This window comes from Sphingomonas sp. BL-S-28 (assembly GCF_055521515.1).
This window is the reverse complement of record NZ_CM145483.1, coordinates 381,649-407,424: the sequence shown is the minus strand read 5'-3', so window position 1 is coordinate 407,424 and position 25,776 is coordinate 381,649. Positions and strand designations below refer to the sequence as shown.

Below are 25,776 nucleotides of genomic sequence, written 5' to 3'. Positions count from 1 at the left end.
GAGTCAGGGCGAGGCCCTCTGCGTGCGGAGATAGGCGATCAGGTCGGCGCGATCGAGTGCGTCGGGAACGCCGCGAAACTGCATCGTCGTGCCGGGAACGAATGCTTGCGGATCCGCCATCCAGGCGTCCAGCGTGCGTTCGTCCCAAGTACCGCCGGCTTTGGCTAGGGCGGCAGTGTAGCTGTAGCGGGCGCGATTGGTGGCGAACTTCGTGCCATAGACGCCGAACAGGTTCGGTCCGCCCCGGTCCATCGCGCCTTCCATGATGCTGTGGCACGCGGCGCATTGCCGGAACTTGCGTGCGCCGGCCTCCCCGCTGGCGACTTTCATCAGATCGGCCAGTGCGGGATGCGGACCTGCCTGACGCAGACGCTCGTCATGCCGGTCGTCCCCGCAGCCGGCCAGCGTCAATGCCAAGGCCAACAGGGCAGGCCCGGCGATTGCCGAAAATGTCTTCGTCACGTCAGTCGCGGTGGAAGAATGCGGGGCGTCCGCTGAGGACGTTGCGGGCCATCAGGCCGTTGTCGTGCAGCGCCAGCGCGCCGCCGGGCGTCGCTTCGTCCCAAAAACCCGGGTCGGCATATTGGTCGAGCGCTTCTCGATAGCGCGCCAGAACGCCGGCCTGCCTTGAAAACAGCTCTGCGGCTGCGCGAATTTCGGGGAAGTCATCCCCCTCCCCCGCGATCACCATGCGGGACAGGTCCGCGCGGCCGGTGGCATCGAAATAGCCGGCCACGAAATCCCGCGCGAGGTCGATCCCTTCAGCCATCGTGCTTGTCCGCGCGCGCGTTCAGTTCGGCCCAGAGCTTTTCGGTTCCGGCCTCCTGCGCCTTGTTCACATATTGCGATGCGACCAGCCAGCCCTTGATATAGGGCAAAGGCAGGATGCAGCCGATCCCCAGCAGCGGGAACGATGTAATCAGATGCACCCAGAACGGCGGCTCGAACGCAACCTGCAGCCAGACCGCGAAGAACGTCAGCGGGAAAGCGACGATACACAGCGAGAAGAACGCAGGGCCGTCGTCCGGTGCTGCAAAACCATAGTTCAGGCCGCAATTGGGGCAGGTATCCTGCAGCTTCAGCCACTTTCGGAACATCGGGCCCTTGCCGCAGCGAGGGCACAGCCCCTTGAGGCCGCAATGGAATATCCAGCGGCCCTTATCGGTCTGCTTTCCCGTATGCGATGCGTCTGGTTGCGTCATGGTTCGATCCGCATGTTGCTTCGACTCGGACGAAAGTGCGCCCGTTCAGTCGGTCTTGCCTTATATGGGTTTTGTATGCATACAAAGTCAATGCAAACGACATCGCAAAGCTGGCTGCCGGACATCGTGCAGGCCCATGGTCCGGTCTATCTCGCCATCTGCGCGGCAATCGGGCGCGATGTCGAAGTCGGCCGGCTGAGCCCGGGCGATCGTCTTCCTCCCCAGCGCGAACTGGCAGACGCCTTGGGGATCGACACCGGCACGGTGACGCGCGCCTATGCCGAAGCGCGTCGACAGGGGCTGATCGATGCGGAAGGCCGGCGCGGCAGCTTCGTGCGGGGGCCGGCGCGCAAGGCGGCAGAGCAACTACCGCCGTTCGACACCGGGATGAACCTGCCGCCGATTCCGGCCGACGGGACGTTCTCCGCCCGCTTCGCCGCAACGTTGCAGACGGTTCTGGACGGTCCTTCGGCTGCGAACCGGATCCAGTACCAACCTGCCGGCGGGGCGCCGGAGGACCGGCTTGCCGGGGCGCGGTGGCTTGCCGCGCAAGGCATCGCGGCGGACGAGGACAATGTGGTCGTCACCAGCGGTGCGCAGACTGCGCTGCACGCGGTCGCCAGTTCCATCCTGGAACGCGGCGACGTGGTCTGCACCGCCCCCTTCGTCTATCCGGGATGGGCGGCGATCTGCCGCCGATTGGGTGTCAGCCTGATCTCCATCGCGGCGGACCGGCACGGAATCGATCCCGATGCGCTGGAACGGGCCTGTACCTCCGGCAAGATCCGGGCGGTCTACGTCGTGCCGGATAATGACAATCCCACCACCGCGACGCTGAACCGCGAACGCCGGGAAAGGATCGTGGAGATCGCACGGCGGCACGATGTGCTGATTATCGAGGACGATCCCTATTCGCGCCTGTCGGAACACAGCATACCGGCGCTGGCCGCGATCGCGCCGGAGCGCACGTGGCACGTGGCCAGTTTGTCCAAGCTGATATCGCCCGCGCTGCGCATCGCCTATTTGCGGGCGCCGCTGTTGCGCGACGCACTGCGACTGGCGACGGACACGCATGAAACCACAGTCATGCCACCTCCGCTGAACCTTGCCGTCTGCACGCGCTGGCTGACGGAGGGGACGTGGGCGGACCTGGTGGGCGAAGTGCGGGCGGAATGTCTGGCGCGGCAGACCATCGTTCGGGAGGTTCTGCCGGAAGGATCCTATCGCACCGCGCCGGCCGGTTATCACCTCTGGATACCGCTGGAAGGAGAAACGCGCGCGTTCGAACTGGTGGCGGCGATGCGGGCCTTGGGAATCTCTGCGGTATCTAGCGAGCAATTCCGCGTCGATCCTGCCGTACAGGAACATGCCGTGCGGCTGTCGATCGGTGGCAGCATCGATCACCAGCGGCTGCGGCGCGCATTGGAAGTCACCGAAGCGATGCTTCACCATCGCGGAGGCCGGGCCAGCCCTTTGGTTTGAGCCGCAGCTGCGGGGTTTTCAGCGCCAAGGGTATGGCCTGAGCGCAGGCACGGCGCTAAGGGGCGCCGATGTCGATTGCCAAAGACCTCGCCCAACTTGGAAAGCACATCGCCGCGCAGCATGGCTGGCCGGCAGCCAAGGCGTTCAAGTCCTATGAGATGTCGGACGCCGACCGTGCCGCTCTTTCGAAGTGCGCGGTGGACCTGCTGACGGTCTTCCCCGCCGCTGCCGATTCCAGCGCCATGATGAGCGCGGCCCTGGCCGTGGCCCTGGAAAGCCGGCTGAACGCGCCCGTGCAAGTCGTCGCCGGCACGCTGTCGGTGGAAGGCGTGCCGGTGTTCGGCGACAGGCAGCCGTTCGACGGCGCGAAAGTCTTCGGAGAGGCCGATCAGGACGGGAATGGGCAGGACTGGAACGGCCACGTCTGGGTGATGGTGGGTCCGTACATCGTCGATATCTCGATCTTCCGAACCGCCTATTCCGCGGAGGGACCGGCGCGGCTCTCCCGCCATGTCGATCTGGTGTTCGGCCCGGGCAAAGCGCTTTATGTCGACTTGTGGAAGCGCACCGGGCAGCAGGGCCTTGGCTACGAACCGCAATACGTGTTGAGCGCGGATGAAGTGACCCGCCTGATGGGCAGGGCCTATCACCTGATCCAGCAAGCCCGGCCGACCTGATCCGGCGAAAGCACCTCCTTAGGGAGCTTTTTCTACATTCACCGATCCATCCTCACGGCGATTAACCTTGCCGGGGGGAGCGTTGCGCCTGCGTTCGGCCAAGTCTCCGTTCGCCGCGATGACGGGCCTTGTCAGTTGAAATGACGGTCGAAATGGCGGAAAATCGTGCCCGTGCCGCCATGCGTCCGGAAAACCGAGCAACTTGCCGCGCTTGAAGCGCGCCTCCCCCGCATGGGCGATGCCCTTCCCCCAAAACCCTGCTTGTATCCCTGCAACAAGAACTTTAATGTCAACCAAATCAATTGAGATTAGGCAGACGTCATTGAACGGGAGACGTGTCACGATGAGTACGCCGAAATTCCATCGCCGCATGTTTCTGGCCGTGGCTGCCGCAACCGCACTCACCGCGTCTATCGCGGGATGCTCGGGCGGCGGCGACAACAAGGCCGGGAACAGCGTGCAGATTACCAACGTCTCCTACGATCCGACTCGCGAACTCTATCAGGCCATCAATCCCGCATTCGCCGCCTACTGGAAGAAGAAGACCGGGCAGGACGTCACCTTCCGGATGAGCCATGGCGGTTCGGGCAAGCAGAGCCGCGCCATCATCGACGGACTTGATGCCGACGTCGCCACGCTGGCGCTGGCCTATGACATCGACGTGATCTCCACCAAGGCCAAGCTGCTTCCGGCGGACTGGCAGAAGGCGCTGCCCGACAATAGCTCTCCCTATACCTCCACCATCGTCTTCCTGGTCCGCAAGGGTAACCCGAAGGGCATTCACGACTGGGGCGATCTGGTGAAGGCGGGCGTGGAAGTGATCACCCCCAATCCCAAGACCAGCGGCGGCGCGCGTTGGAACTTCCTGGCGGCTTGGGCCTATGGCCGCAATACCGGCGGCGGATCCGAAGCCGCCGGCGAGGCTTACGTGAAGCAGTTGTTCTCACACGTTCCTGTGCTGGACAGCGGCGCACGCGGATCGACCACCACGTTCGTCGAACGCGGCATCGGCGACGTGCTGCTGGCCTGGGAGAACGAGGCGCTGCTGGCCGAAAAGAAGCTGGGCGCCGGCAAGTTCGAAATCGTCGTGCCTTCGGTCTCGATCCTGGCCGAACCGCCGGTTGCGGTGATCGCCGCCAATGCGAAGAAGCACGGTACCGAGGAAGTTTCAAAGGCCTACCTCGAATATCTCTACACGCCCGAGGCGCAAGTCGCGATCGCGCGCAACTTCTATCGCCCCACAGACCCCAAGATCGCCGCACAGTTCGCGGACCAGTTCCCCAAGGTCAATCTGGTGACCATCGACAAGGACTTCGGCGGATGGACCAAGGCTCAGAAAGCGTACTTCGACGATGGGGGCGCCTTCGACCGGATCTACACCAAGAAGTAAACCGGCGTCCCCGGGTTCCTGACCCGTGGCGCCCTCAATCGAGCAGGCCACTGCAGATGACTTCAATCGCAAAGCGCAAGTCGCGCTGGCGCGCGCCTTCGGTGCTGCCGGGCTTCGGGCTGACCTTCGGGTTCAGCCTGGCCTGGCTCTCGCTGATCGTGCTTATCCCGCTATCCACCCTGTTCCTGAAATCGGCGGGCATGGGCTGGCATGCATTCGTGGAAGTGGGCTTTTCGCCCCGCGCGCTGGCCGCCTATCGCCTAAGTTTCGGCACAGCGGCGGCGGCGGCGCTGGTCAACGCGGTGTTCGGCCTGCTGGTCGCCTGGACGCTGGTGCGCTACGAATTTCCCGGAAAGCGCGTGGTCAGCGCGTTGGTGGACCTGCCTTTCGCCCTGCCCACAGCAGTTGCCGGCATCGCCCTCACCTCGCTCTACGCACCGTCGGGCTGGGTGGGCCAGTTCCTTGACCCGCTGGGAATCAAGGTGGCCTTCACCGCACTGGGCATCACTATCGCGCTGGTTTTCATCGGCCTGCCCTTCGTGGTCCGCTCCGTAGAGCCCGTCTTGGCCGATCTGGGCAAGGATGTGGAGGAAGCCGCCGCGACCCTTGGTGCCAACCGTTTCCAGACCTTCTTCCGCGTGATCTTCCCGGCCATCATGCCCGCGCTGTTCACCGGCGCTGCGCTGGCCTTCGCGCGCGGCGTGGGGGAGTACGGATCGGTGATCTTCATTTCCGGCAACATGCCCGGAAAGACCGAAATCGCGCCGCTGCTGATCGTCACCCAGCTTGAGCAGTACGCCTACGACGGCGCCACGGCGATCGCGATGGTGATGATGCTGATCTCCTTCGCGGTGCTCTTCGTCCTCAATGCCTTGCAATCCGCCCGTCGCAGGAGGCTTGGCGTATGACACACTCTTCACCGGGCACCGAAAGCCGCACTACACAAGTGCTGCTGATCACGCTGGCGCTGGCGTTCCTGGCCTTCTTCCTCGTCCTGCCGCTGATCGCGGTGTTCAGCGAGGCATTGAAGCAGGGGCTGCAGCCCTTCTTGGAAGCCGTGGTCAATCCCGATGCGCTGGCCGCGATCCGGCTGACTCTGTTCATCGCCGCGATCAGCGTGCCGCTGAACGTCATCTTCGGGCTTGCCGCAAGCTGGGCGATCACCAAGTTCAGCTTCCCCGGCAAGAACCTGCTGCTGACGCTGATCGATCTGCCGTTCTCGGTATCGCCGGTGGTTTCGGGCCTGATCTTCGTGCTGCTGTTCGGCGCACAGGGCCTGCTGGGGCCATGGCTGGCCGATCATGGCCTGAAGATCATCTTCGCGGTGCCGGGCATTATCCTCGCCACGGTCTTCATCACGTTCCCCTTCGTCGCCCGCGAACTGATCCCGCTGATGATGGAACAGGGGAAGGACGATGAGGAGGCCGCCGTCTCGCTGGGCGCCAATGGCTGGCAGACATTCTGGCACGTGACGCTGCCCAACATCCGCTGGGGCCTGCTTTATGGCGTGCTGCTGTGCAATGCACGCGCCATGGGCGAATTCGGCGCGGTCTCGGTCGTCTCCGGCCATATCCGGGGTGAGACCAACACCATGCCGTTGCATGTCGAGATCCTCTACAACGAATACGACTTCGTCGGAGCCTTCGCGGTCGCCTCGCTGCTGGCCGCCCTCGCCCTCGTCACGCTCGTCCTCAAGAGCGTGCTGGAATGGCGCTTCGATCTTCATTCGGGAGCAAAGCATTGATCCGCGTCGAGAACATCACCAAGCGCTTCGGCGACTACGCCGCGCTCCACGGCATCGACCTGGAGATCCAGCCGGGCGAGTTCATCGCCCTGCTCGGCCCCTCCGGATCGGGCAAGACCACCTTGCTGCGCATCATCGCCGGCCTGGAGTTCCAGGATGAAGGGCATGTGTTCTTCGATGGCGAGGACGTGTCCCACATCCCCGTGGGCCGCCGCAACGTCGGCTTCGTGTTCCAGCAATATGCCCTGTTCAAGCACATGACCGTGGCCGACAACGTCGCCTTCGGCCTGAACGTGCGCAAAGCCAAGCACCGGCCGAAAAAGGCTGAAATCCGGGACCGTGCCGAGGAACTGCTACGCATCGTTCAACTTGATGGGCTTGGCGGGCGCTATCCCGGCCAGCTTTCCGGCGGCCAGCGTCAGCGCGTGGCGCTCGCCCGCGCGCTGGCTATCGAACCCAGCCTGCTGCTGCTGGACGAACCGTTCGGCGCACTGGACGCCAAGGTCCGCAAGGATCTGCGCCGCTGGCTGCGTGATCTGCACAAGCAGATGGGCCTTACTTCCATCTTCGTGACGCACGATCAGGAAGAGGCGCTGGAACTGGCCGACCGCGTGGTCGTCATGGACCATGGCCGCATCGATCAGGTCGGCACGCCCGAGCAGGTCTACATGGAACCGGCAACCGCCTTCGTCTCCCACTTCGTGGGCGAGACCAACCGCCTGCCCGACGGCCGCCACGTGCGCCCGCACGACATCGCCATCGTATCCGAAGGGGGCGAGGCGGTGCATGTCGCCAACGTCTTCCGCAAGGGCAGCGCCTGGCGCGTGGAAGGCCGCCTTTCGATGAGCGAATCCATCATCGAGATCGATGTGGACGCCAACGAGGTTCCCCCCGCCATCGGCCAAACGGTGCGGATCGAGGCCCGCCGCGCGCGGACTTTTGCAAGCTGAATTCAAGGAGCCGCCAATGACCGCCAACTCGCCCCATTCGGGCAATTCCTCCCAGACGGAAAAACAGCTGGAAGAAAACATCGCCACCGTGCGCGAGGCATTGCAGAGCCTGCGTTACGGCAATATCTCGCTGACCGTGCATGACGGCCGCGTCGTGCAGATCGACGTCACCGAAAAGAAGCGGTTCCAGTAAGGCGCACCCCACCGACAATGCCGCAGAAGCACGCGCTGATCATCCGGCACGTCCCGCACGAGGGCGTTGCCGGCTATCGCAAACCCATCGAGGATCACGGCTATCTGGTGGACCGGATAGACGTGACCGATCCGGCCTTTGCCTCGCTCGATTTGTGCGAGCCGGACCTGCTGATCATGATGGGCGGACCCATGGGAATCTATGAGCAGGACGCGCATCCGTGGATTTCGTGCCAGATGCGCCGTCTTGCCCGGCGGCTTGAGGCGGATCGCCCGACCTTGGGCGTGTGCTTCGGCGCGCAGATGATCGCCGCCGCCATGGGCGCCCGGGTCTACCCCGGCCCCGCAAAGGAAGTCGGCTTCCATGCGGTGACCGTGCGCGACGTGGCACAGGAGGGCCCGTTGCGACACCTTGCCGGCGTGCCCGTGCTGCACTGGCATGGCGATACCTTCACGCTGCCGGAAAATGTCGAACTGCTGGCGTCCAGCCATGTCTACGACCATCAGGCCTTCCGCCGGGGCAGCAATATCCTTGCGCTGCAGTTCCATGCGGAAATGGGTATGGATCCGCGCTTCGACGCGTGGATCGAGCAATGGCCCGGCGCCGTGGTGGAAGCGGGCGGAAACGAGCAGTCCCTGCGCCGCGCCCACGCCGAACTGGGACCCGGCGCCGTGGCGGCTGGACGGGCGATGATCGGTGAATGGCTGCAAGGTCTTACCTGAGCTGGAACCAAGGCCGCTCTAATTTTCGCAACACGACGTCAGAATCATTGCGTTTGATAGGTCGGTGAAATTCACCGATGGATCGGGTCAACCGTTCACTACCGGATGCGATCCATGGCCACTGCCCCCACCCTGGAGCCTTCGCGGCCCGCCCTGCCGCATGGCTGCACTTTCGACGCGGAGGACTGGTATGTCCTTGCGCGGCACTGGTACCCGGTCGCTCTTGCCCGTGAAATCGGTACGGTCCCGCTGGGCACCCGCCTGCTCGATCAGCCGCTGGTCGTTTATCGTGCGGGAGACGAAGTGGTCGTCGCCACCAATGTCTGCCCGCATCGCGGCGTCCCGCTCAGCATGGGCACGCAGGAGAACGATGGCGTCGTCTGCCCATACCACGGGCTAAAATTCGGCACCGGGGGCAAGTGCATCCACGTTCCCGCCCACCCCGCGCGCGACATTCCCGCCCGGCTTCACCTGAAGACCTATCCCAGTGTAGAGCGCTATGGCCTGATCTGGACCTGCCTCGATGCGCAGGACCTTGCCCCCGGAGCGGCTCCCCCGCCCGGCGCCATTCCCGATATGCCGCACTGGGACGAGGCCGAATTCCAGCAGATCACCTGCCCCTGGATCGACATTCACGGCTTCGCCGGTCGCCAGCTCGAAGGGTTTCTGGACGTCGCCCATTTCGCTTTCGTCCATCACGAGACATTCGCCGATCCCGACAATGCCGAAGTGCCTGCCTACACGCCGAAGCGCACCGCCTATGGCTTCGAAGCAGAATATTGGAGCAGCGTGGGCAACTATCCCATCGGCCTGACCCAGCGCGGAGTGCCTGATTTCCACTGGCTCCGCCATTTCCGCTGCCACTTGCCGTTCACCGCGACGCTGGAGATCCATTTTCCCGGCAAGGATCGCTTGGTGATCATGAACGCGGCATCGCCGGTATCAGCCAAGACTACGCGCCTCTTCGCGCCGATCGCGCGCAATTTCGACACCGATCTGCCCGTGCAGGACGTCTACGACTTCAACTTGCGGATTTTCGAAGAAGACAAGACCATCGTCGAGGCGCAAATGCCCGAATGGCTCCCTCTGGAACCGGCGGATGAGGGGCATATCCCCGCTGATATGAGTTCGATGACCTACCGCCGCGCGCTGAAGGAAATCGGCCTCAAGCGCTTCTTCGGATATTAGCGCGGATCAGTTCAGGACGTATTCCACAGTCGCAAGGGCCGGGGGCAGATCCCTTTCACCCAGCGCGCAGAGCATCTCGCGCTCCACCGTCCGTGCTGGTGGACCTCCAATATCTGATGACGCTTCTCTCGGGCGGGAGCTACATGAACGGATCCCGCTTCGAACGAGATATGGGCGCGATCCGCTGCCTCTGCGGCGCTACCATGACGCGCTGCGCTGGCGACGCGTTCCGTTCCCGACATCGATCAATGTGCGTCAGGCCGCGGCTGTATCCAGGTTATCTGACGGTCTGCTCCTAGAAAGCGAAATTTAGCCACTGAACATCTTGGAAGGGTCGGCCGAAGAAGCAATAGCTAAGCACAGCGCACTATTGCGAAATTTTGATCGCCAATGCGGCAACGCGGAAGGGCTGAGCTGCCAGACTTCCCACCCACGCTTTCTCAGGTCATCCGCGTGCAATCAGATGCCCACCGTCAACGGCAAGACATGCCCCGGTGACATAGGACGCCAGATCGCTGACCAGATAGACCACGGCGCCGACGATTTCCGCTGGTTCGCCACCGCGGCCGAGCGGCTGGTTCTTGCGCGCGTGTTCGGCAAAGCCTTCGGAGCGGGACCATGCCTTGGTGCCGTCGGTATGGAACGGCCCCGGCATCACCGTGTTGACGCGCACCGTGGGGCCATATTCCTTGGCAAAGCTCTCGGTCAGCGTGTTGAGCCCGGCTTTGGCGGCGGCATAGGGCGCGAAGTAAGGCTCTGGCTTGCGCGATCCGCTGGAACTGACGTTGACGATCGCCCCGCCCCCGCGCGCCACCATCTGCGCACCGAACAGCGCCGAAAGCCGGAACGCCGAACGCAGATTCACCGCAAGGATGAGATCGAAGGCGGCCTGCGATGTCTCCAGCGAGGACGGCTCGACCGGCGACTTTCCGGCATTGTTCACCAGAATGTCCGCCCCGCCCCAGCGCTCGTTAACTTCGGCGAAGAGGCGGTCGCAGTCTTCCCACGAGGCCGCGTCGAAAGCATGGGCCGAGCCGCGACCGCCCAGCGCCTCTATCTCCGCAACCAGCGCGGCGCAGCTCTCCCGCTTGCGGCTCGCCACCGCAACCGCCGCGCCGGCCTCCACCAGCCCGAGCGCGATCGCCCGGCCGAGCCCGCGGCTGCCGCCGGTGACGACGGCCACGCGGCCGGTGAGATCCATCGTGATCGGCATGGCTCAGGCCGCCAGTTCGCGCTCGATCTCGGCCAGTTCGGCGGCATAGCGGGCCTCCGCCTCGGCCGTCCGGCTCGGGATGTGCTCGCTGGGGAACAGGCCCTGCGCCGGGGCGGTCTGCTTCAGCAGCGCATTGGCGATCTGCACCTGATGCACTTCGGTCGGCCCGTCGGCCACGGAGAGCATCGGCACGCCCATCCACATGCGCGCCAGCGGCGTCTCATGCGTGGTGCCAAGCGCGCCGTGAAGGTGGACGGCCCGCCGCACGATATCGTGATAGACGCGCGCCATCGCGACTTTGGCCATGGCAATATGCGTGCGCGCGGCGCCATGCGGCTGGGTATCGATGATCCACGCAGCCTTCAGCACCAGAAGGCGGTACATCTCCAGTTCCAGCGCGCTGTCCGCGATCATCGCCTTCACCAGTTGGTGATCGCCAAGCTGGCGACCCTGCGTGCGGCGGGAGACGGCACGTTCCTGCATCATCTCCAGCGCGCGCTGGCACTGGCCGACGACGCGCATGGCATGGTGGATACGGCCCCCGCCCAGCCGCGCCTGCGCCAGCTTGAAGCCCTGTCCCGGCCCGCCCAGCATGGCGTCCAGCGGCACGCGCACCTTGTCGAACCGCAGATAGGCGTGATGGCCGTGATCGACCGGATCGTTCATCCCCGCCACGTCGCGTATATCGACCAGCCCCGGAGTGTCCGAAGGGATCAGGAACATCGACATCCGCTCATGGGGCGCGTTTTCGGGATTGGTGACGACCATCGCGATCACGAAGGAGGAAACCTTGAAGTTGGAGGCGTACCACTTCTCCCCCTCGATCACCCATTCGTCGCCCTCCCGCCAGGCGTGGCAGGTGAATTCCTTGGGATCGGCCCCCGCCTGCGGCTCGGTCATCGCGTAAGTCGAGAAGATTTCGCCGTCGAGCAGCGGCTGCAGATAGCGCGCCTTCTGCTCGGGCGTGCCGAACATGGCCAGGATTTCGGCATTGCCGGTATCGGGCGCCGCGCAGCCGAAGATCACCGGGCCCCACGACGTGCGGCCAAGGATCTCGTTCATCAGCGCCAGCTTCACCTGCCCATAGCCCTTGCCGCCCAGTTCCGGCGTCAGGTGGCAGGCCCAGAGCCCCTGCGCCTTCACTTGCGCCTGAAGCTTCTTCGCCATGGCGCGCGCCTTGCGGTTGCGGATATTGAACTGCTCGCTGCCCTGCGGGAACAGAAGGTCCATCGCCTCCACTTCCTCACGCACGAAGCGGTTCATCCAGTCGAGCTTTTCCTGAAATTCAGGATCGGTCGAGAAGTCCATGTGTGATCCTCATCCTCAAATGTCGTGATTGTGTTTGGCGGGTCTCAACCCGCGATGATCTGGCGCGCCTTGGTCATCAGCCAGGTGGCGTAGCCGTGGACCGATTCCCCCACATTGGCGGGCACCTTTCCGGCCTTGGAAGCGGCGTATGTGCCCTCCAGCAGGCAGGCGAGCTTGTAGCAGGCAAGCGCGAAGAACCACGGCATCTCGCTCATGTTCCGCCCGCTGAGCGCGCCGTAGCATTCAACCAGTTCCCGCCGTGACAGGAAGCCGTCCCAGGGGCGCACCATCGGCGCCTTGCCTTCGGGATCGCCGGCTTCCGACCAGCTGGACAGGATCCAGCCCAGATCGAGCAGCGGATCGCCCAGCGAAACCAGTTCCCAATCGAGCACGCCGGAAATCTTCGGCGCCTTCAGCGAGAACATGACGTTGGGAAACTGCATGTCGCCATGGACCAGACCGATCCGGCGATCGGTCGGCAGGTTGTCGGCCAGCCTGCGGCCCACTTCATCGACATGCGGCAATTCGCCCGGATCGTAGCCCGGCGTTGCCGCATAGCCTTCCAGCTGGGATCGCCAGCGCTCAACCTGCCGTTCGTGCCACTGGTCGGGCTTGCCAAGATCGGCAAGGCCCACCGCGACGTGATCGACCGCGCCCAGTGCCGCCGCCGCCTTGACCAGTTCCTCCCCCATGGCGCGCCGCCAGCCGGCATCGGTGGCATATTGTCCCGGCAACTCGCCCGACTGCGCGAAGCCTTCGAGCGGCTCCATCAGGAAGAAGCAGGCCCCGATCACGTCCGGATCGGCGCAGGTCGCCAGCACGCGCGGATGTGGCACCGTGCTGCCTTCCAGCGCGGTCAGCACGCGTGCCTCGCGCAGCATGGTCTCATTGCTCTTGGGCTTCAGGTGCTTGCCCGGCCGGCGCAGGATCAGGTCTTCGCCGCCGCGCGTGATCAGGAAAACGCTGTTCTGAAGCCCGCCCGCCAGCTTGCGCACGGCGGTTACGGGGCCGCTTCCCGGCACGTCCTGCGCCGCGATCCATTCGTTGAGGCGGGTCCAATCGATCTGGCCGCCGAAGTCGTCGAGCGCTTCGGCCATCTGCTGCGGCATGGCATCCTCCAGTGTTCTGTCTTGCCGCCAGTCTGCGGATCCCGGTGCCCCTTCGCAATCCGGTCATGCATCCCGATCTGGACGAGAGGCGGAGATTTGGCCAAATTGCGACGCAGTATTGGGCGGGATCTCAGAGCATGAACGCAGCGAGCGAAGGACGGGGACGATCAAGGGCGGGGGCCGACCTCAGCTTTTCCTCGGCCGAAGTCACTATCGTCCACGGCAGCTTGTCGAGCGGAGGCACGACGATGCTGGCAAGCGATCATGCGCTGCTGGACCTCTGCGTCACCCCGCGCCCCACCAATGCGCGCGGAGCCTTCGCACCGGACGGATTGACGGGGCACCGTTTCGAAAGATTGGGCGATATCGTTTTCGTGCCGCCCGGCCATCCGCTTCAGCTACGATGGGACGGGGCAGAAGTGCAGCATTCGATCCGCTGCGAACTGCGCGGACGGCTTGCGCAGCACCGTTTCGCCGAGCGCATGGAATGGACGCCCCCCCGTCTGACTGCCGCGCTGGACATCGCCAGCCAGACCGTGCGCCTGCTGCTGCGCCGCCTTGCCCAAGAAGCGCGCACACCGCGCCGGGATTCCAAACTGCTGGTCGGCTCGATCGCCACCCAACTGACCATCGAATTATGCCGCTATTTCGAGGAAATCGCTGAAGAAACCGCGCACGGCGGCCTGGCTCCCTGGCGCCTGCGCGTGATCGACGAACGGCTGGAGCGCGATGCAATGCCGCCTTCGCTGGACGAACTCGCCGCACTGTGCAGCGTCTCCGTCCGCCAGCTTACACGCGGCTTTCTGGGCAGCCGGGGCTGCACCGTGGGGCAATATGTCCATCACCACCGGCTGGAAACGGTGAAACGCCTGCTCGCCACGCAGGAAAGCATCAAGCAAGTGGCCGATGCCGTGGGCTTCGCCTCGACCTCCAGCCTGGCTCATGCCTTCCGCCGCGCCACCGGCCTGACACCGCGCCAGTACCAGCAGCGCATCTGGCGTTCGAAAGAACACGTCTGAAACCGTGGCGACCTTGCGCTGCCGGAGTTAAGGGACGCCAAATAGAAACCGACCTCAGACGCCGTTGCGATGTCGCCGAAGCGATCCTATCGCGAACGCAAGAATTCAGGGGTGGCAAAGAAAATCGCTGACATGAAATACGACGGTACGGTTTGCTCATGCTCGTCAAGGGCCGGCGAATAGCGGGCGTTTTTCATTATGATATCACATGCATTGACTTCGAAATCGGGCACGCCATCGGTCGGGAATGTTTTGCATTCGGTCGGCGCACCGGTTGCGTCGACCATTACACGTAGGTGTAGACGGGCAAATCCTCCCAGGCTTCTGACTGCTTGTGGCGGGTCGTCGGCCGCGACTAATGCATTCACGGCGCGGGCGTTCAGCGCCTTCACAGGACGGGACAGTTTCGCTTGCACATCCGGGTTCAAGCCCCAGCTTTCGACCAGTTCGTCCGTGCAATGACGCACCGCGTTCATAACCGGCGCAATCGGCCCTGTATCCAGGACCAGCTTCTGTTTGGCGGCGCTGATGCTGAACCGGCTGATACTACCTTCCAACGCCGCGTCTGGGTAGGAACGATCCGCCTTCTCAAGCGCACGCTGGTCGACTGACATATCGGTATTGAAAATGATGGCCGCGCCATGTGCCGCCGAAACACCAGAGGCGAGCGACAGGAATGGCAACGGGGCACCAGATCCATAAGCGATGAATTTGTCCTGCGCCGACTTGATCCTCGTGACTGGCGGCCCGGCAAGGGTGTAGTCAAAATTGTATCCCGGCGAGAACGTGCGCATGCGCAGAAACAGATTATCCTTTGTCCTGCCGAACTGCCGCGAGAGGACGCAACTGTCCTGCGCCGGGGACAAGCTCCATGGCGATGTCGGCTTCAGAACGGAGTCCGTTTTCTGCGCTGAGGCCGCGCCATGGCCGAATGCCATGGCGGCCATAGGAAACGGTATCCGCTCAACAGGCGCGATCGCAACGGGAATATCGGCTGCCTCAACCGGTTTGAGGCAGCGCCAGCTTCCGGGAGAAAAAGCATCGTCTTCGCGAATGCCACCAGACAGTTCACTCTTGCGCCAATTACACACCCCAGCTAGCTCTGCGCCCGCCTTCCCTTAAACGGGATGGCGGACAAGATCGCGCCGGTGCCTCGAGAGAGGCTTAAAATGGGAACACGGTGAGAGGGGTTCGCCCTTCGAATCCGAGGCTGTCCCTGCAACTGTAAGCGGCGAGCGCGATGCACATCACGCGGCAGGGCCAAGGCGCCTGTCGCAGCCACTGGGCCGGACGCTAAGACATGCGAGGCCTGGGAAGGCCGTGCATCAAGCTATGACCCGCGAGCCAGGAGACCTGCCGGCGTTCGGTCGCTCTTGCTTTGGTCCAGGGGATGGCCGGGGCACGGTGTTTCTCCGTCTGAGCGACGAACCAGCGGCAGGGGCCGCACGGTGCGCTGAGCGGTCGTCCCTTTATCATGGGCGCCCGGCCGGACGGCGCGCCGGCCGTTCGCGAACGGCAGTCCCCTGCTTCGGATCGCATGGCGCTCGACAGGGGGAATGAAATGAAGTTCGCATCCGTTTCGCACACGGCGCTTGCCGTGGCGCTTGGTCTTGTCTGGAACACGCCGGCCGGCGCCGAGGAAACCGGGGAGGATCAGGCCATCGTCGTGACTGGCCAAAGCCTTGAGGAAACTCTGCCGCAGGAGCTTTCCCGGTACGGTAACGACGTTGTCACCGTCAGCGGAAAGCAGATCAAGGACAGCGGCGCGGTGGACGTGGTCAAGGCGCTGGAATCGGTGCCCGGCCTTTACATTCGCGGCCGCAACGGTCCGTTCACTTATGTCGACGTGTCGCTTCAGGGCTCGCGCACGCAGGACGTTCTGTGGACGATGGACGGCATTCGCCTGAACAACCGCCTCTACGGTGGCACTTCGCCCAACGATACACTGCCAGCCAGCATGATCGAGCGGATCGAAGTGCTGCGCGGCGGAGAGAGCCTGTTCTACGGCACGCAGGCCTCAGCGGGCGTCATCAATGTGGTGACGCGCAGTTTTACCGACGATTTCAATGGCCAGGCCAATGCCTCGGTGGACTCGTGGGGCGGGACCAGCGTGGACGGCTATCTGCGCGGCGCGGTGGGCGGGCATCGCTTCGTGGCCTATGCCTCGCACAACCAGTCCGAAGGTTACATGCCTTACAGCGCCTACCAGCCCAGCCTGACCGATCGCCGCCTTGGCTACGATCTCTGGTCGGCGGGCCTGAAATATCAGTATGACGTTGCTCCCGATCTGGCGTTCAATGCCCAGTACCAGCACACCGAGGCGAAGCTGGACAACCTCTCGCCCACGCGCATCCGGGAAAGCAGGAACGACCGGAACGAGGAAATCGCCAGCGTCCGGCTCGACTACACCGGCAGCGATACGGTGCAGTTCTTCCTCAAGGGCTATTTCCACGACTGGAAGACCGCCTACGTCCAGATCCGCAATTCGCTTCCCGATCTTCAGCCGCAGGTGATCTACCCTGCCGGCACGTTCTGGGGGTATCGCGACTGGGGCGGCAGCGCGGTGGTGAAGCTGCACCTCCACCCCGGCCTTGAATACCTGCTGGGCTACGACTTCCAGAACTTCTCCGGCCGCGATGACGTGCTGCTGATCGCGCCGACCAGTGAGCAGGTCCACGCGGGCATCTTCCAGGTCCGCACTACCGACGAGATTTCGTCGAAGGGGCGTCTTGCCGCCGGGCTGCGCTACAACCGGACGGATGGCGCGAAGAAGACGATCTGGAACGTCTCGGGTCGCTATGATCTTGCCGATGCCCTCTATGTGGAAGCGAACGGCGGCACCTCCTTCGTGCTGCCCGATGCCTCGCAGCTTTACGGCAATGATCCCTGCTGCGAGATCGGCAACCCGAACCTCGAACCGGAACAGAGCCTCAATCTCAATGCCTCAGCAGGTGGCACGGTGCCGGTGGGTGCCATCTCGCTGGGCTGGAAAGCGACCTACTTCAACCGTCGTATCACCAACATGATCGATACCGTCTACGACGATCCCGCCTACCCGAACGGCACTTACGCCAATCTCGACGGCAAGGTCCGCTCGCAAGGCGGCGAGCTTGAACTCATGGCGCAGATGGCCGGGGGCTGGAGCCTCAACGCCAGCTATACTTACGCCCGCGTGCGCGAGAAGGGATCGTCGACCCAGCTCGACCGCAATCCCAAGCAATACGCCAAGGGCACGCTGTCCTATGCGCCCGAGAACCAGCCATTCGGCGCCAATCTCTCGGTCAACTGGATCGGCGATGTCTGGTCCACCGCATCAGGCTTTGGGCGCCGGAACTACGGCAACTATGCACTGGTCGATGCCGGAGCCTATCTCTACCTAGACGGTACAGCGCGGCGGAACCGCTTTGGCGTCAATGTCGATAACCTGTTCAACAAGGAATACGCGACGCGCGGCTATCAATCGGCCGTGACGGATCAGGGCGCGCTCGACGGCAGCAACAGCCGCTTCCTTTACTTCAACCGGGGCGTGCCGCGCACGTTGCGGATGAGCTACGGCCTGAGCTTCTGAGGCGATGACGACCTTTCAGCCTCGGGCAGTCCGTTCGCGCAGCCTGCTGCCGCGCCCGATCCTTGTGCTTCATCGCTGGCTTGGCGTCTTCGTCGGGCTGTTGATGACGATCTGGTGCCTTTCGGGCTTCGTGATGATCTATGTGGACTATCCGAGGCTGGAACCTTCCGCGCAGGTAAACGGGCTTGCGCCCCTGCACCTGCCGGAATCGGGGGCATTCGAGGCAGTCGATATTGCTCCGGACACGCCGATCGCCTCCGCTCGCATGGAGATGATGGCGGGCCGCACAATCTTGCGGGTAACTCCCGCAGACACCGCCGATCGACCCATCCCGCAGATGCGGACGACCCCCGCCGCTTTCGACCTTGCCAGCGGCAAGCCGCTCGCCTTGCCAGGCACGCCCGAAATCGGCCGAATTGCCGCCGATTTCGCCGAGGGACACGGCATTGCGGGCAGCGCTGCAACACCGGTCGAAACCGATATCGACCAGTGGACGGTCCAGACCTACAAACGCAACGCGCCCCTCTTCCGCGTGGATTTTGCCGATCCGGCCGGAACCGAGATCTACGTCTCCGGCAAATCGGGCGAGGTCGTACAGGAGACCACTCGTTTTCAGCGCTTCTGGGGCTGGCTGGGCGCGGTGCCGCACTGGCTCTACCCCACGATCCTCCGGCAGGACGGCGCGCTGTGGAGCCAGGTGGTGATCTGGACTTCGCTGGCCGGCTGCTTCCTCACCGCGACCGGCATCTGGGCGGGCATTGCCCGCGTGCGCCGCAAGCGCGATGGCAATATCGGTTCGCCCTATAAGGGCCTGTGGTGGTGGCATCACGTCTTCGGCCTGTTCTTCGGCCTGCTGACGCTGACATGGGTGGCCAGCGGGCTGTTCTCGATGAACCCCTGGGGTTTCCTCGATAGCATGGCTGGTCTGGCGGAGCGTGAGAGACTGGCGGGACCAATGCATTGGCGCGATGTGCGGCAGGCATTTTCGGCCATTCACGATCTTCCATCCGGCCCCGTGCGAGTGGAAACCGCGCCACTCGGCGGACGATCCTTCCTGCTGATTTCGCGGCATGGCAATAGCCCGGTACGGCTCGATACCACCGGGAATTCTTCTCCGCTGACCGAACCGGAATTGCGCGCCGCGCTGACCGGGCCGATGGCCGCGGCCTCACTCGATTTGATGCGAGAGGAAGATGCCTACTATTACCGCCACCGCTTCGCCGCGCCATTGCCGGTCTGGCGCGCGGTACTGGCGGATGCCGAAAAGACGGGGCTCTACATCGACCCGACCAGCGGGCAGATCGTCCGCGCGTTCGATCGCAACGGGCGCGGTTTCCGATGGTTGCAGGATGGCCTGCACAGTCTCGATTTCCCGGTGCTGCGCAAGCGACCCTGGTGGGACTTCGTGGTGCTGCCGTTGCTCGCAGCCGTCACGCTGGTCTGCGCTACGGGAACGTGGATGGCGTGGAACAAGGTTCGCCGCGATTTACGACGTCTTTGGCGGCGGAGGCGCCGGCGCAGACCGCTCCTATAGTGGCTGAGCGAGAATGGCCTTCAGTGATTTGGCCAATTGCCGGAAGACATCTGCTTTCCGCCCAGCCGACCTCGGGTACCACCTTGAGAGCGACGCCCGCTCCGCAAATCTACCGGCGCCAGCGCCGTGCCTTCCGGGGCGCTATGGAGCAACTGGCAGCCCGCCAGCCTTGTGACGGCCGGCGCCGTCACAAGGCGACCGTCCCAATCACTTCCCTGTTTTTTGAGTGGCGACCGCCTCTTTAGGCTTAACGTAACGGTCGAGCCAGTCGGTCATCTGCCACAAGGTCTCCTGCGTGGATTCCATTGCGCGATAGCCATGCGGCTCGTTGGGGAGCACGACGTAGCGCACGATCGCGCCATTGCCCTTCAAGGCGGCGTACATGCGTTCGGACTGGATCGGAAACGTGCCCGAATTGTCGTCCGCACCGCCATGGATCAGCAGGATCGGCGCTTTGATCCGGTCTGCGAAGGTGAAGGGGCTCATCTCGGTGTAAGTCTGCGTCGCCTGCCAGTAAGTGCGCTGCTCGGCCTGGAATCCGAACGGCGTCAGCGTGCGGTTATAGGCCCCCGAACGTGCGATGCCGGCACGGAACAGGTCCGTATGGGCCAGCAGATTGGCCGTCATGAAGGCGCCATAGCTGTGCCCGCCCACGGCCATACGGCTGCGATCGCCCACGCCCGTGGCGACGACCGCGTCGACTGCCGCCTGTGCGTCTTCCTGCAATTGCTTGACGTAAGTGTCGTTCGGCTCGGCCCCGTTCTCACCGATGATCGGCATCGCCGGATCGTCGAGCACGGCATAGCCCTGCGTCAGCAGGAACAAGTGGCTGATCCCGCGCGGACGCACGAAGCGGTTACCTTCGTCGACCGTCTGGCCGGCAACCTTGGGGTCCGTGAATTCAGCCGGATAAGCCCAGAGCAGTGTCGGCAGCGGGCCATCGCGCTTCGCGTCGTAACCGGCTGGCGTATACAGCGTGCCCGAAAGCGGCAGGCCATCGGCCCGCTTGTACGTGATCGTGCGTTTGGTCACGCCGGCGAAGACCGGGGCAGGATCGGGCAGGTCCGTCACTTGGCGCGGCTTGCCGCCACCGACCGTCTCGATCACGTAATTCGGCGGCAGCTTCGCACTTTCACGGCGTGTCAGAATATGCTTGCCGGCATCGTCCAGAAGCGCCTCAACGGACTCGTAATAGGGCGCCTGCGCAATCCAAAGCCGGGTCTGATCACCGCCTTCTATCGGCATGCGGGCAAGAAACGGGAAAGCACCCGCCTTGGTCGCACCTTCGCCCGAGGCGAACACCGCCTTGTGATCGGGCGTGAAGCGCATCACTGGCTTGCCAGCGACGTTCCCCTCCAGCATAGGCATGCCCGGATCGCCGTAGCGGTCCTGATAATTGCGCGTCAGCAGAAGGCGCGCGTCGCCAGAGTTGGAGGGAGACACGGCATAGCGATGTTCCGTACGCGTCTTCCATTCGCGGTCCAGGACGAGCGCGAAGCCATCGTCACCCCATAGCGTTCCCGCATAGCGCTTTGCGACATCCGCGAACTTGGCAGGGGCCGCCGTGAATGGCGCGGACTGGGCGAAAAGGCGATCGTGAACAGGGACATCCCGCTTGGGATCGCCACCGTCCTGTGCTTCGGCCCAGAGCAGGGTTGCAGGCGCATCGGAGCGCCACTCCACTTCGCGCGGCCCCTTCACCACGGCATCGAAATCGACCGGCAGATCGTCGGCCAGCGGGCGATCGACGATGGTACGGACGGGCTGACCTTCGGCGGTGGAAACGGCAATCTCGGTCGGGAAGAATCCGGCCGGTAGCAGGTAGCTGTAGGGTCGCTTCAGTCGCTCTGTCAGCAGATAGCGACCATCGGGAGAGGCCGAGAAATCGGTCCACAGCCCGGCCGGCTTGATAGCGCTTGCGGTGCCATCGAGGCCGACGCGCATGAGGACGCCGGTGAAGTAATAGTCGAACAACGCCTCGTCATGCGCGTCGCCGAGGAGATCCTCGTAGGTACGCGCGGCCGAGCGACGTCCATTGCTTTCCTGCACGACCGGGCCGGTCGGCGCCGTGCTTTCCGCAGGTGGCGTCCCGCGCGCAGGATCGACCACGCGCACGATCAGCCCCTGGCTGTCGGGAAGCCACTCGTAAGGAGCGCCGGGAAACGCGCCGTTGACATGCTCGACCAGAGCCGCGGCCTTGCCATCGAGTGTCGCTGTCCACAATTGCAGGCCATTCGCCACCTGCACCACCATTGCAAGGCGCTTGCCATCGGGCGACCAACTGGCATTCGTGAACCGGGTGCCCGCAGGCAAAGAGACTGCAACCTTCCTCCCGCTGGCAAGATCCTGCAAGGTCAGGGCGTTGAGCCAGACCACACGCACTTCGGCCTGCCCGTTGGTGGCAGGATCGATACGATAGCCACCAAGCCGCAGGATCGGCTTGGCCATATTGGCAACCGTCGGCAGGTTTTCGCGGCCCAGGATCGCCAGCGTCCGGTGATCCGGGCTCACCGCCACGGCGGGCGTCGGCGGCGTTTCAAGAATGCGCGCGATGGCTTCGGGTGCACGGTGGTAACCGGAAGGCTCGGCATTCGCCAGCGCGGGAACCGCTGTGGCCAGCAGCAGACAAAGCACGGAGCGGCGCATGTTTGGATTTTTCCTTTGAGGTGTTGGAGAGCGTCTTGCCGGCAACATCCTGTAGAAAAAAGGAAATGACAAGAGGCGCGCAACATCTGATCGGAGGGTAAAATCCGGATTTGTGCTCAAGCACTCACCTTTCCGGAAAAGGTCCGGAACGCTGCAATGCTTGCGTAGATGTCTGACCTTGATACGTTGCGACCACTCGCCGCGATGACCGATCTAACGCCAGCTAAGAGCGAAAGACTCAACGCGCCACTGCGCCTTGAAACAGGCAACACGGATCAACCGTATCATCGCGCATTGAACCGGAAACGGATCGCGCCTCCTGTCGGACAATCATGGGCTATCGCCGTCCCTCGATACTCGTCCAGCGGTCCCGCTCTTCGGGGCGCGACGAACTATCGGCACCGGCGCACGCATTACGCAATCCCTATCTCACCTTGCCGGACGCCCTCCGCTTGGGACGTGGATCGATTGGAGCCAACGAAAAAGCCAGACTGACAAGGCGATCTTTGCCTTCCGCCTTCGATTGGCTCGTCAATTCGCTCAAGCGTTCGAGTAGCGTGTTCACCTCGATCAGGTCGCTGGCGCTCAGCCAACCCTTGTTGCGTGAAGCCCATAGCTCGCGCTCAGGACCGGACACGACAGCATCCACTTTGCCCAAAGCACCCTGAAAATCGCGCTCGGCTATTTGCAGCAATGCGTGAGCGAAATTACGCAGTTCGCCAGCATTGCCTTCAGGGCGCAGATCATAGGCCAGCCGAATTGGACCGCCGCTGCGGCTAGCCAATCGGTAGCGACGATCGCCGTTTTCGTCCGCCGGCACCTCGCAGATCAGCCCGCCCGCCGCGAGCGTGCGCAAATGATAATACAAACCATCTGCCGGGCGCCCCAGTTCTTCGGCCAACGTCGCAACGCTCGCCTCGCCTCCGATGGCAGCCAAAGTGTCCACCAGTTCCTGGCGCATTGGCGAACTCAGAAGCCGGATCAGCGCCGGATCGCCGAGCGCCCCTGGATCGAATTGATCACCCATCCACATGGACTCCTGTTGAAATACGACCCATATATTTCAACGAATCGTTCCATGGAAGCCCGAGATCCGTACAAGGCTGCAAACGAGGAAGGCTGATCGTGAATTGCTCTAAGGTCCTTGCTGCAATCGTGGTTCCGGCATGCATTTTGTCTAGCACCTGCCTGGCGGCCGCTCCGCAATCGTTCGAACCCGCCGCTCTGCAGGCAGATTTGCGCTTCGCCATCGACACGATTGAACGGCAGGATCCCCAACTTGAACATTCGACCACCCAAGAGCGTCTGGAAGCCGCCGCAGTATCAATACGGGGGCAGCTTTCCCGCCCCATGACGCAAGCGGAGGCGTGGGCGGCCATGGCGCAACTCAACCCACTGCTCGCGGACGGCCACTTGTTCATTGGCCTACCGAATTGGCGAGAACAGAGCGCAGAGGAAGTGCGCCAGGGAGCCGGATTTTTCCCTTTCGAAGTCAAGCTCAACAGGCAGGGTTATCCGGTCGTTACCGCAAAACTGGGCGGTGCCGCGACGCCGTACGCCGGGCGTAGGATCACGCAAATAAATGGCCGTGATGCCCAGGATATAGCGTACGCCTTGCTGGCCCGGATGCATGGAGACACGCCGGCATTTCGGGCAGCTTTGCTATCGCAGCGCTGGTGGCTTGGGTTCGCCAAACTCTATGGCACGCCGGCAGTCTACGATCTTCAATTCGCCGGTGACCACGCCTCACATCGAGTATCGGCGGGACATGTGCTTCCCGCAATCCTGCAGCAAGAAGCTGACTTTGATCGCCTTTACTCCTGTCGCATCGACGCGGACCATACGGCACTGATGACGGTTGTCTCCTTCGCTTGGAGCGACAAGGCACAGTTCTTCAAATTTACGCATGACTGTTTCACACGGATCAAGGCGGCTTCGGCGCAGCGTCTGGTAATCGACGTCAGCGCCAATGGTGGCGGCGATGACGACATGTGGAAAGAGGGTATCCTCCGCTACGTTGCCACCAAGCCATACAAGCAGGGATCGACTTACGTTAAACGCGAACGCGATAGCTCCCTTTCCTCAGGAACGATCGAGACCGCGACCGCCCCAATCCCTGGCGAAGCGCTGCGATTCAGCGGCAAGGTTGAGGTCTTGATCGGCCCATTGACGTACTCGTCAGCGGTGTTGTTCGCCAATGTCGTGCGCGATTATGGCTTCGGTACCTTAACGGGCATTGGAAATAGTGCACGAACACAGCAATCCAGCGGCGTACAATCCGTACCGCTTCCAAATACCGGATTGGTTCTTTCCTACCCACGCTTTGTGCTCAACCCACCATCAGGGGCAGCCGCACCAAGGTATCTGGAGCCGACGGACCAGATCACCTCGCCATAAGAGAGCAGCGGCCCAAGGGCGCTGCGAAACCCGTCGGACAGCTTCCCTACGGTCAGCAATAAAACCTGCCGGTCATTTTTCGGCCAACTTCAGATACTCAGAAGGTCAGAAATCAAAGGGACAACAGCCCTCGCCGAAACTTCGTCCATAACGTCGGCAATGTACCGGCCGTAATGACGCTCGATCATTTGGACAGAGGTATCATGCCGCGATGCGACGAGTCGGATGGGCTGATTGACGCGCAAGCCCCGCACGATGCTCGAGTGGCGCAAAGCATACGGAATTACGCCGGGTAGCCCTGCCTTTTCAGCCAAGGCTTTCCACGGCGTCACTATTTCGGATGTGTTGACCCACGGCCCGCGCTTGTCGCGAATCCACTGAATGCTTCCCGGGATCTGCTTGTGCCTCCAACGTTCAAGGAGCCTTGCCGAAGGCGACCTTCCATCCACGACTTGTCGCAAGATTGCCAAAACATCGTTGCCCACTGAAAACGGCGTACTGGGGTTCTTGCTACCTTTGCCCTTTCGGCTCGTGGGAACCATCAGCCTTGAGGTTTCAAACTGCACGTCGATGACCCGCATCCGGACAATCTGCGACATCCGCGCACCGGTAGCCGCAAGAACCACGACAAGCCTGTAAAAATCCCCGTCCCAACCGAGCTCTGCATCAACCTCCCGTGCCGCTTTTATCAGATGAACGATCTGAGAATCGGCCAGGATCTGATTTTCGCGAGCAACGTCCTCTTCATCCCCTTCACTTCGCGCCACGTCCCTCAAACCGAATTTGATGATCGAAGGAAGCGTGGAGGGGAGACGCCGGCGATTCGAAGCATACCCTTCGTTCAGGGCAGCCTTCAGATCATTTATGGTCCTTTGCTTCGTCGCTGCTTTGAGCTCATCTGGCAGCCCCTTCCGCCAGCCGATAAGATGGTCTTCGTTCAGCAGATGCAACGGCAAGTTTGCCAACTTTGCCGCCTTACCTTTGCCCCTGCCACCATAGCCCGTGCGCCCAAGTACATACTTGCCCAGCCTGATGCTCGCATCTGAGCGCTTTGGACGACCGCTTCTCGCGCTTTCGCGCGCATCGCGCATGGCAACGTATTCTTCAATCACTGACCTGACGGTCACTGTTGGAGCTTCATCTTCCCCATCTTCACCACCTCGCTTCGCGTCCACAACGCTGCGCGCTGCGCGAATAGCAGCTGCATAATCCAAGGTCCCAGCCTGATGTTCGTCATCGGCGGGACCCAGGCGCTGTTCTCGATAGGCGCCGCCCTCTCGCCAGCGCACGATCCAAGCCCCTCCCTTCTTCCCCTTCCTGTAACCAAGGTGAACGTCTGGATCGATGGCTCGCCAATACGGCTTGTTCCGCGGCAGCAGACGACGCCTCTCAGAACGTCCAGCTATCTTCGCTTCATCCAGAGTCTTTGCCGCT

Annotated in this window: 24 protein-coding genes and 1 riboswitch; of the genes, 13 read left to right on the top strand and 11 right to left on the bottom strand. The window is 63.0% G+C overall.

Annotation, left to right across the window (positions count from 1 at the left end; all coding sequences use genetic code 11):
- Positions 1–3: 3 nt before the first annotated feature.
- From ACZ1JC_RS01835 to ACZ1JC_RS01825, 3 genes are read right to left on the bottom strand one after another with little or no spacing between them, the layout of a single operon-like run.
- Positions 4–462: a c-type cytochrome gene (locus ACZ1JC_RS01835; protein ID WP_465139609.1), complete on the bottom strand. Its 459-nt coding sequence runs from the start codon at positions 460–462 to the stop codon at positions 4–6.
- A 1-nt stretch (position 463) separates the two neighbouring features.
- Complete coding sequence (locus tag ACZ1JC_RS01830; protein ID WP_465139610.1) at positions 464–769, bottom strand: hypothetical protein; 306 nt, start codon at positions 767–769, stop codon at positions 464–466.
- On the bottom strand, positions 762–1,202 hold the full coding sequence (locus ACZ1JC_RS01825; RefSeq protein ID WP_465139611.1) for a DUF983 domain-containing protein: 441 nt from the start codon (positions 1,200–1,202) through the stop codon (positions 762–764). The genes ACZ1JC_RS01830 and ACZ1JC_RS01825 overlap by 8 nt, the downstream gene beginning before the upstream one ends.
- 90 nt (positions 1,203–1,292) lie before the next feature.
- Between ACZ1JC_RS01825 and ACZ1JC_RS01820 the strand changes: the two genes are divergently transcribed.
- Both ACZ1JC_RS01820 and ACZ1JC_RS01815 read left to right on the top strand, forming a co-directional pair.
- Entirely contained in the window at positions 1,293–2,684 is a 1,392-nt protein-coding gene (locus ACZ1JC_RS01820) for an aminotransferase-like domain-containing protein (RefSeq protein ID WP_465139612.1), read from the top strand.
- A gap of 68 nt (positions 2,685–2,752) precedes the next feature.
- Entirely contained in the window at positions 2,753–3,361 is a 609-nt protein-coding gene (locus ACZ1JC_RS01815; protein WP_465139613.1) for a hypothetical protein, read from the top strand.
- Positions 3,362–3,379: 18 nt separating this feature from the next.
- On the opposite strand, the gene ACZ1JC_RS01810 is transcribed toward ACZ1JC_RS01815, so the two are convergent.
- Positions 3,380–3,703: a hypothetical protein gene (locus tag ACZ1JC_RS01810; RefSeq protein WP_465139614.1), complete on the bottom strand. Its 324-nt coding sequence runs from the start codon at positions 3,701–3,703 to the stop codon at positions 3,380–3,382.
- A 1-nt stretch (position 3,704) separates the two neighbouring features.
- On the opposite strand from ACZ1JC_RS01810, the gene ACZ1JC_RS01805 reads away from it, so the two are divergent.
- From ACZ1JC_RS01805 to ACZ1JC_RS01775, 7 genes are all read left to right on the top strand, one after another.
- The gene (locus ACZ1JC_RS01805; RefSeq protein WP_465139615.1) at positions 3,705–4,751 is read left to right on the top strand and encodes a sulfate ABC transporter substrate-binding protein; all 1,047 of its coding nucleotides are present in this window, start codon (positions 3,705–3,707) and stop codon (positions 4,749–4,751) included.
- A gap of 56 nt (positions 4,752–4,807) precedes the next feature.
- Positions 4,808–5,659, top strand: a complete 852-nt coding sequence (cysT, locus tag ACZ1JC_RS01800) for a sulfate ABC transporter permease subunit CysT (RefSeq protein ID WP_465139616.1) — start codon at positions 4,808–4,810, stop codon at positions 5,657–5,659.
- A complete protein-coding gene (cysW, locus tag ACZ1JC_RS01795; protein ID WP_465139617.1) occupies positions 5,656–6,495 on the top strand; it encodes a sulfate ABC transporter permease subunit CysW in 840 nt (279 codons plus the stop codon). The genes cysT and cysW overlap by 4 nt, the downstream gene beginning before the upstream one ends.
- Positions 6,492–7,445, top strand: a complete 954-nt coding sequence (locus ACZ1JC_RS01790) for a sulfate/molybdate ABC transporter ATP-binding protein (RefSeq protein ID WP_465139618.1) — start codon at positions 6,492–6,494, stop codon at positions 7,443–7,445. Before cysW ends, ACZ1JC_RS01790 begins: the two co-directional genes overlap by 4 nt.
- 16 nt (positions 7,446–7,461) lie before the next feature.
- Positions 7,462–7,638 (top strand): YezD family protein, encoded by a 177-nt coding sequence (locus ACZ1JC_RS01785; RefSeq protein WP_465139619.1) that lies wholly within the window; start codon positions 7,462–7,464, stop codon positions 7,636–7,638.
- A 17-nt stretch (positions 7,639–7,655) separates the two neighbouring features.
- A complete protein-coding gene (locus ACZ1JC_RS01780) occupies positions 7,656–8,360 on the top strand; it encodes a glutamine amidotransferase (RefSeq protein ID WP_465139620.1) in 705 nt (234 codons plus the stop codon).
- A gap of 114 nt (positions 8,361–8,474) precedes the next feature.
- On the top strand, positions 8,475–9,548 hold the full coding sequence (locus tag ACZ1JC_RS01775; RefSeq protein ID WP_465139621.1) for a Rieske 2Fe-2S domain-containing protein: 1,074 nt from the start codon (positions 8,475–8,477) through the stop codon (positions 9,546–9,548).
- 445 nt (positions 9,549–9,993) lie between these two features.
- Here the strand turns inward: ACZ1JC_RS01775 and ACZ1JC_RS01770 are convergent, their stop codons facing one another.
- The 3 genes from ACZ1JC_RS01770 to ACZ1JC_RS01760 are packed head-to-tail and all read right to left on the bottom strand — an operon-like array spanning position 9,994 to position 13,178.
- Positions 9,994–10,761 carry an SDR family NAD(P)-dependent oxidoreductase gene (locus ACZ1JC_RS01770; protein WP_465139622.1) on the bottom strand — a complete coding sequence of 256 codons (768 nt, stop codon included), beginning with the start codon at positions 10,759–10,761 and terminating at the stop codon, positions 9,994–9,996.
- Between the two features lie 3 nt (positions 10,762–10,764).
- Entirely contained in the window at positions 10,765–12,069 is a 1,305-nt protein-coding gene (locus ACZ1JC_RS01765; protein ID WP_465139623.1) for an acyl-CoA dehydrogenase family protein, read from the bottom strand.
- A 44-nt stretch (positions 12,070–12,113) separates the two neighbouring features.
- Entirely contained in the window at positions 12,114–13,178 is a 1,065-nt protein-coding gene (locus ACZ1JC_RS01760) for a phosphotransferase family protein (protein ID WP_465139624.1), read from the bottom strand.
- Positions 13,179–13,315: 137 nt separating this feature from the next.
- On the opposite strand from ACZ1JC_RS01760, the gene ACZ1JC_RS01755 reads away from it, so the two are divergent.
- The gene (locus ACZ1JC_RS01755) at positions 13,316–14,197 is read left to right on the top strand and encodes a helix-turn-helix domain-containing protein (RefSeq protein WP_465139625.1); all 882 of its coding nucleotides are present in this window, start codon (positions 13,316–13,318) and stop codon (positions 14,195–14,197) included.
- Positions 14,198–14,283: 86 nt separating this feature from the next.
- On the opposite strand, the gene ACZ1JC_RS01750 is transcribed toward ACZ1JC_RS01755, so the two are convergent.
- Positions 14,284–15,288: a hypothetical protein gene (locus ACZ1JC_RS01750; RefSeq protein ID WP_465169058.1), complete on the bottom strand. Its 1,005-nt coding sequence runs from the start codon at positions 15,286–15,288 to the stop codon at positions 14,284–14,286.
- 38 nt (positions 15,289–15,326) lie between these two features.
- Positions 15,327–15,572: riboswitch (cobalamin riboswitch) on the top strand.
- A 186-nt stretch (positions 15,573–15,758) separates the two neighbouring features.
- On the opposite strand from ACZ1JC_RS01750, the gene ACZ1JC_RS01745 reads away from it, so the two are divergent.
- Together ACZ1JC_RS01745 and ACZ1JC_RS01740 are read left to right on the top strand one after the other, a co-directional pair.
- Positions 15,759–17,765: a TonB-dependent receptor plug domain-containing protein gene (locus tag ACZ1JC_RS01745; RefSeq protein WP_465139627.1), complete on the top strand. Its 2,007-nt coding sequence runs from the start codon at positions 15,759–15,761 to the stop codon at positions 17,763–17,765.
- Between the two features lie 4 nt (positions 17,766–17,769).
- The gene (locus tag ACZ1JC_RS01740; protein ID WP_465139628.1) at positions 17,770–19,299 is read left to right on the top strand and encodes a PepSY domain-containing protein; all 1,530 of its coding nucleotides are present in this window, start codon (positions 17,770–17,772) and stop codon (positions 19,297–19,299) included.
- Between the two features lie 207 nt (positions 19,300–19,506).
- On the opposite strand, the gene ACZ1JC_RS01735 is transcribed toward ACZ1JC_RS01740, so the two are convergent.
- Complete coding sequence (locus tag ACZ1JC_RS01735) at positions 19,507–21,945, bottom strand: prolyl oligopeptidase family serine peptidase (protein WP_465139629.1); 2,439 nt, start codon at positions 21,943–21,945, stop codon at positions 19,507–19,509.
- A gap of 424 nt (positions 21,946–22,369) precedes the next feature.
- Positions 22,370–22,972: a winged helix-turn-helix domain-containing protein gene (locus tag ACZ1JC_RS01730; protein WP_465139630.1), complete on the bottom strand. Its 603-nt coding sequence runs from the start codon at positions 22,970–22,972 to the stop codon at positions 22,370–22,372.
- A gap of 98 nt (positions 22,973–23,070) precedes the next feature.
- Here ACZ1JC_RS01730 and ACZ1JC_RS01725 point away from each other — a divergent pair, with 98 nt between their 5' ends.
- On the top strand, positions 23,071–24,342 hold the full coding sequence (locus ACZ1JC_RS01725) for a S41 family peptidase (RefSeq protein WP_465139631.1): 1,272 nt from the start codon (positions 23,071–23,073) through the stop codon (positions 24,340–24,342).
- Between the two features lie 89 nt (positions 24,343–24,431).
- On the opposite strand, the gene ACZ1JC_RS01720 is transcribed toward ACZ1JC_RS01725, so the two are convergent.
- On the bottom strand, positions 24,432–25,631 hold the full coding sequence (locus ACZ1JC_RS01720; RefSeq protein ID WP_465139632.1) for a tyrosine-type recombinase/integrase: 1,200 nt from the start codon (positions 25,629–25,631) through the stop codon (positions 24,432–24,434).
- Between the last annotated feature and the right edge of the window lie 145 nt (positions 25,632–25,776).

Excerpts from the sequence above, each read along its gene's own strand:
- ACZ1JC_RS01785 (WP_465139619.1), top strand. The coding sequence starts at position 7,462 with ATGACCGCCAACTCGCCCCATTCGGGCAATTCCTCCCAGACGGAAAAA.
- ACZ1JC_RS01805 (WP_465139615.1), top strand. The coding sequence starts at position 3,705 with ATGAGTACGCCGAAATTCCATCGCCGCATGTTTCTGGCCGTGGCTGCC.
- ACZ1JC_RS01765 (WP_465139623.1), bottom strand. The coding sequence starts at position 12,069 with ATGGACTTCTCGACCGATCCTGAATTTCAGGAAAAGCTCGACTGGATG.
- ACZ1JC_RS01740 (WP_465139628.1), top strand. The coding sequence starts at position 17,770 with ATGACGACCTTTCAGCCTCGGGCAGTCCGTTCGCGCAGCCTGCTGCCG.
- ACZ1JC_RS01730 (WP_465139630.1), bottom strand. The coding sequence starts at position 22,972 with ATGGGTGATCAATTCGATCCAGGGGCGCTCGGCGATCCGGCGCTGATC.
- ACZ1JC_RS01760 (WP_465139624.1), bottom strand. The coding sequence starts at position 13,178 with ATGCCGCAGCAGATGGCCGAAGCGCTCGACGACTTCGGCGGCCAGATC.
- ACZ1JC_RS01815 (WP_465139613.1), top strand. The coding sequence starts at position 2,753 with ATGTCGATTGCCAAAGACCTCGCCCAACTTGGAAAGCACATCGCCGCG.
- ACZ1JC_RS01825 (WP_465139611.1), bottom strand. The coding sequence starts at position 1,202 with ATGACGCAACCAGACGCATCGCATACGGGAAAGCAGACCGATAAGGGC.
- ACZ1JC_RS01735 (WP_465139629.1), bottom strand. The coding sequence starts at position 21,945 with ATGCGCCGCTCCGTGCTTTGTCTGCTGCTGGCCACAGCGGTTCCCGCG.
- cysT (WP_465139616.1), top strand. The coding sequence starts at position 4,808 with ATGACTTCAATCGCAAAGCGCAAGTCGCGCTGGCGCGCGCCTTCGGTG.
- ACZ1JC_RS01775 (WP_465139621.1), top strand. The coding sequence starts at position 8,475 with ATGGCCACTGCCCCCACCCTGGAGCCTTCGCGGCCCGCCCTGCCGCAT.
- ACZ1JC_RS01745 (WP_465139627.1), top strand. The coding sequence starts at position 15,759 with ATGAAGTTCGCATCCGTTTCGCACACGGCGCTTGCCGTGGCGCTTGGT.
- ACZ1JC_RS01770 (WP_465139622.1), bottom strand. The coding sequence starts at position 10,761 with ATGCCGATCACGATGGATCTCACCGGCCGCGTGGCCGTCGTCACCGGC.
- ACZ1JC_RS01820 (WP_465139612.1), top strand. The coding sequence starts at position 1,293 with ATGCAAACGACATCGCAAAGCTGGCTGCCGGACATCGTGCAGGCCCAT.
- ACZ1JC_RS01780 (WP_465139620.1), top strand. The coding sequence starts at position 7,656 with ATGCCGCAGAAGCACGCGCTGATCATCCGGCACGTCCCGCACGAGGGC.
- cysW (WP_465139617.1), top strand. The coding sequence starts at position 5,656 with ATGACACACTCTTCACCGGGCACCGAAAGCCGCACTACACAAGTGCTG.
- ACZ1JC_RS01755 (WP_465139625.1), top strand. The coding sequence starts at position 13,316 with ATGAACGCAGCGAGCGAAGGACGGGGACGATCAAGGGCGGGGGCCGAC.
- ACZ1JC_RS01830 (WP_465139610.1), bottom strand. The coding sequence starts at position 769 with ATGGCTGAAGGGATCGACCTCGCGCGGGATTTCGTGGCCGGCTATTTC.